General features: G+C 49.2%; 3 protein-coding genes and 1 pseudogene. 2 read left to right on the top strand and 2 right to left on the bottom strand.

Going from position 1 to position 5,419, the window contains the following annotated elements; all coding sequences use genetic code 11:
* Positions 1–492: pseudogene (gene glgC / locus ACLR2L_RS18605) on the top strand (glucose-1-phosphate adenylyltransferase); the annotation flags it as partial.
* Between the two features lie 50 nt (positions 493–542).
* On the opposite strand, the gene ACLR2L_RS18600 reads toward glgC, so the two are convergent.
* Positions 543–1,820, bottom strand: a complete 1,278-nt coding sequence (locus ACLR2L_RS18600; RefSeq protein WP_413370325.1) for a spinster family MFS transporter — start codon at positions 1,818–1,820, stop codon at positions 543–545.
* A gap of 123 nt (positions 1,821–1,943) precedes the next feature.
* On the opposite strand from ACLR2L_RS18600, the gene ACLR2L_RS18595 reads away from it, so the two are divergent.
* Positions 1,944–2,795 carry an acyl-CoA thioesterase gene (locus ACLR2L_RS18595; protein WP_413370323.1) on the top strand — a complete coding sequence of 284 codons (852 nt, stop codon included), beginning with the start codon at positions 1,944–1,946 and terminating at the stop codon, positions 2,793–2,795.
* 71 nt (positions 2,796–2,866) lie between these two features.
* Here ACLR2L_RS18595 and ACLR2L_RS18590 read toward each other — a convergent pair.
* Positions 2,867–5,419, bottom strand: a 2,553-nt coding sequence (locus tag ACLR2L_RS18590) for a TonB-dependent receptor (protein ID WP_413370322.1), incomplete at its 5' end; no start/stop codon positions are given.

The following is a 5,419-nucleotide window of genomic DNA, read 5'->3' as shown; positions in this document are numbered from 1 at the left end:
TACTGGCGCGATGTAGGTACGCTGGATTCATTCTGGGAAGCCAATATGGAAATGGTTGCGCCGGTACCTGCACTGAACCTATACGACCGCAAATGGCCGATCTGGACTTATCAGGAACAGTTGCCTCCAGCCAAATTCGTGTGGGAAGACCAGGACCGCCGTGGCGAAGCCATTAACTCGGTAGTATCTGGCGGCTGTATCATTTCGGGCTCTACGCTGCGCCGTTCATTGTGTTTCTCTAACGTACGCGTTCATTCATACGGCCTGATTGAAGAAGCCGTGTTATTGCCAGATGTTGAAATTAAGCGTCATTGCCGTCTGCGCAAAGTGATCATTGACCGCGGCTGCGTAATTCCGGAAGGCACGGTAATTGGCTACGATCACGAGGAAGACCGCCGTCGCGGTTTCCGTGTATCGGAAAAAGGTGACGTGCTGGTTACCCGTGAAATGCTGGGCCAACCCGTTGGTGGCGGCATTATTCCACAAGACTAATCAAGTAGTTAATCTGATGAAACGGGCAACCTGAGTTGCCCGTTTTTGTTTTAGTTAGCCCGGCTCACCGCGATAAGATCTTTTTCTAACCTTTGTGCCGCCCACACAAACGATAAAATCGACAAAACAAAGGGTACACCCAGCCATTTAAACGCAACCAACAGTGCAGCCAACTCCCCTAACGTTTCGGTGTAGGCATCACTTACCAGCCCAACAAAAGTAGGCCCGCCACCCAGCGCGATCAGATTGAGTACGAAAAAGCACACTGCAGTAGACATTGCCCGGCACTGCGCAGGAGCAAGTGACTGAACCATGGCGAAGCATGGGCCAAAATAGGTGCCAGAGGTAACTAACAACAACGTAAATCCAACAATGGCCACTACCAGTTGTTCAGAATGGATGGCGATGAAAAAAGCGGGCACACCAATACACAGGGCTATTGCGGGTAGCATTGCATAAGCCCCCTTGTAACGCTGCCCCCATTTATCGGCTATGACGCCGCCTGCCCACACACCCAGTGCATACAAGGTGCCGTTTACTACACCAAAAATAACCAGCAATTCCACCAAATCTACCTGACTAAAGCGGCGAACAAAATAATCTATTTGCCAGCCCGTAATGGCGTAGTTCGCGAATGAAGACAGCGTGATCCCCATCACCATTCCCCACCAGGCAGGAATAGAAATAAAAGAACGAATGCCAGCCATAAACGAGAGTGGCTTAGCAGTTGATACCTGCCTTACCGGTTCTTTCACCGTAAACTTAAGCACCAACGCCAGTAACACACCGGGCAGACCCACTGCAATCATCACCGCACGCCAGTTGGCCTCGCCACCGCTTAACATGAAGGCCGATGCCAGATAGGCCAGCATGATCCCCAATGGGATCCCTAATGAATATAAGGCTAACGCTGTTGCCCGACGTGTAGCTGGAAATAAGTCGGCGATGATGCTATGCGCGGGCGGTGTGCCACCGGCTTCACCAATCCCTACACCGAGACGGCACAATGCCAACTGCCAATATTGTGTTGCCAGTCCCGATAACGCCGTAAAACCACTCCACATCGCCAGCGACACTGCAATGATATTTACCCGGTTCGCGCGGTCGGCCAGCCAGGCAATAGGGATCCCCGTAAGCGTGTAAAGCATGGCAAAGTAAATTCCCTTCAAATATCCCAATTGTGCATCGGTTAATGCCATATCGGCTTTTATCAGCGGCGACAAAATGCCAATAATTTGCCGATCCACAAAGTTAAACGCGTAAACCAGCGTAAGTAGGAATAGTACATAATAGGATTTGCGCGCACTGACAATTTGAGTGTGAGACATGGGGTAAATAACCAATTATAACGGTATATAAACAGGAATGAGTCGTGTTCTGTACAAAGCTACCCGATAATACCACACTAACAAGAGTAAGCATTACCGGCAGTATTCAGGCTTAAGCCTGTTTTGCAGCCACAAATTCAGGTATTTGAAGTCAGTATGCATATCGATGAACTATTAGCGTTAACCACAAACACCGCCGCACAGTCAGAAATCCTGTGGCAAAGCTCACATCCGGGATTGCCTGGTAACTGGGGTCAGGGTCGCACGGCATTTGGGGGCATTACTGCCGGTTTGATTTATCACGCGCTAGCTCAGGTTGTGAGTAGCGACCGCAGCATTCGCGCCTACCATGTTAACTTTGTTGGCCCGGTGAGTTTTGACACGCCGTTTGAACTGGTAGTAGAAGAACTGCGCACTGGCAGAAACATGTCACAGTATTTAGGTAAATTGGTACAAAATAATCGGGTATGCGTGTGTGTACAGGCTTGTTTTGGCGTAGGCCGTAAATCTAAAATTCACGTTGATAAACTGCCAGAGCACAACATGGCGCTGCCGAAAAAAGCCAAGTTTATACCGCAAATTCCTAAAGTAACACCCAACTTTTTCCGCCACTTTGAACTGGCGATAGAACAAGGGCAGATCCCATTTAGCTGGAGTAAGCACAGTCATTACCATGGCTGGATGCGCTTCAAACAAGCGCCAGCAACGTTCACTCCCACGCACCTGGTTACTATGATCGACTGCTGGCCACCAGCGATTATTCAGCAGCTTAAATTGCCGGCGCCGGTGAGCACCGTAAGCTGGGATATTGAGTTTGTGCAGCCACTGGAAGTCACAGGTGAGAATCCGTGGTTTGGCTATCAGGTTGATACGAAATTAGCGGTAGATGGCTATGCTCACACCGAAGCAACCATTTGGGACGACAAGCAGCGTGTAGTTGCCCTGAGCAGACAAACTATCGCCGTATTCGATTAGTTTTTTTGTAGCATTAAAAAAGCCCGGTTACTTACCTAACCGGGCTCTACACGTACTTCAACCACTATTCGTTAGTTGAAAGTATAACGCACACCGAGTGCATAACGTGTTCCGTACTGACGAGCAAACAAGAATTGCTCCTGATAACGACCGTAACCCTGTTCTGTTTCGTTGGTAATGTTCAACACGTCCAGGAACATAGTTAGCGATTCGTTAATGTCGTAATTTACACTCATGTCCCAGATCCCAAAGTCTTTAAAGAACTGTGGTGGCGCATCTGAAGACCCTTGTGACTGCCCTACCCCTAACAGGTAATCGTCACGCCAGGCGTAGGTGACTTTAACCGACAGGCCATCTTTCTCGTAGAAGCCCTGGAAGTTAGCAGAATCACCTAAACCGGTAAGTGGCGCTTGCTGTGTCAGGCTTTCAACGTCAAACTCAACGTCGCCTTGCACAAACGTGGCATTCACGCCCACACCAAAACCAGACTCACCAAACAAGTGCTGAACCGCCACTTCGAATCCATCTACCGACTTGGAATCGGTGTTAGTAGGCTGGCTGATGTTCCACACGATCAGCGGATCGCTGGAGTTTGGCTCAATCTGGCCATCTGCGTTGCCATGACCATTTGCCAGCATCTGCTCGAAAATAGCCGTACTGGTAGCCTGCTCACCACGGGCTTCAATATCGGCAATTGCCTGCTGATAACGCGGGCCATTGTAAATATCGAACAAGCCATCAATGGTGGTTTCTGTAATGGTCGTCTGAATAAAGTTATCTACGTCTTTCTTAAAGTACACAATAGACGCGTAACTGCCTTCATCGTAGTAATAGTCCAGCGCGATATCCAGGTTAGTCGATTCAAACGGCAACAGGTTCGGGTTGCCCTGACCACCGGTACGCGAGCCAGGTTTTGGGCTGCCACTTAACGCACGACCACCCGCCAGGTTGCCCAGTGGTGCACGCGCCATGCTCTTGCCCCACGAGAAACGTGCCATCAATTCGTCGGTTAACTCAACGCGAAGATCAATGGCTGGCAACAGTACATCGTGTTTACCGAACTGTGTCAGGAAGTTGTCTGTGCCGCCTTCCTCATACTGCATGATCCACTCAGAGGCGCTTACCCAGTTAACCTGTTTTTCAACACGCTGGCGTACGGTGCTGGTAACGTCGGTTTCTTCATAACGCAAACCCGCTATCAGTTCTACCGGGTAATCCTTAACCTCGAAATCCCATTCCGTTTGGATGTAGAAGCTGTTAGTTACCTCTTCAACATAGCTTTCACTGTCGATTCCGTCGAAATAGGCATCCGGCACGTATACATCACTGCCCATCACTTCTTCGGTTAAATACGCCATCTGACGGGCAACGGCTTCGTCGAAGTCGTAGGTATAGTAGTAGTTTGGCATTAACGCACTGCCACCACCAGCAAAGGCATCCAGCAATCCGGATGTATCGTGGCGAACAAACATACTGTCGGGGAAGATTTCGGTAAAGCTCGGGTTAAAGCCCGGGCCACCGCGCAATCCACTCCACGCACTATGGCCGCCCATGGTTTGCTCGGTGCGTGCTAAACCAAACTTCACAACCGCCATGGGAATATCAAATTTAGAGTTGAACCACTCACCATCAACTTGTAACTGTTCAATGGTTGATTCACCTGGCGAGTGAATAAACTGACTGAAGTTTGAGTCGATTTCACTGGGCATTAACTCATTGGTGCCGTTGCGCCAGTTAATGTAGGCGTGCGGAATTTCACCGGTGCGATAATCATAAATTTTAGAAATCAACTGATCTGAACCCAAAATTATCTGACCATTGCTGCCCATGCCTTTATCGGCACCATTGTCGATTTCGTTATTAGAATCGTGGTAATCGATATTCAGTTTAAGATCTTCGTACACCTGCCACTCAACGTTCAAACCAATCGAGCGTGCGTCTACTTCGGTAGTACCGCGACTCGCGGTAAATGAACCGTCATTACCACCAATATCGGCATAAATAGCGGTGCCGTTTTCGTCGAGTTCGTAGGCATTAATATTACCGCCGAATTCGTTCCAAATCCCCCAGCCAATGCTTTCAACACCCACTACAGCGTTAGTTGCCGTGTAATCCAGCGTCACTTTCACATCGTCGGTTGGAGCATATTGCAGTGTCAGTTGCGCATTAGTACGCTCGTTTTCAACGTCGTCAATGCCGTAGTTCATGTCTTTCGGGAAGAAATGATTGCCGATGCGATCGCCGTTTTCATCAATGGCGCGTGGGTCGATAGCTTTAGTGTCATCCAAATCAGGTAAATCCACATTCGCCTGCCAGCCTTGAATGTTGGCTTGCTGACGCTGGAAGTCGCGCTGATAGTGGTTAAAACTGAACGCTACACCAAATTTGTCGTCATTAAAGGTGTTGCTGTACACACCAGCAATTTCCGGGGTCACTTTATCGCCCTGTTCAACCGATTCATCATGACGCGCTTTAGCCATTAATGAAAAGCGTTGACCCGGCTGCGAAAGCGGCTTGGTGGTGACAATATTCACTGTTGCACCTAAACCACCACTGGGATTTGCCACCGTAGAGGTTTTGAATACTTCCAGGGTTTTCACCCCTTCGGCAGACAGGTTTTCCAG

It is taken from the genome of Alteromonas sp. AMM-1, assembly GCF_047290655.1.
Taxonomy (GTDB): domain Bacteria; phylum Pseudomonadota; class Gammaproteobacteria; order Enterobacterales; family Alteromonadaceae; genus Alteromonas; species Alteromonas mangrovi.
The sequence above is the reverse complement of the archived record's forward strand: the minus strand, read 5'-3'. Positions and strand labels throughout refer to the sequence as shown.

Coding starts and splice junctions, on each gene's coding strand:
- ACLR2L_RS18600 (WP_413370325.1), bottom strand. CDS start 1,820: ATGTCTCACACTCAAATTGTCAGTGCGCGCAAATCCTATTATGTACTA.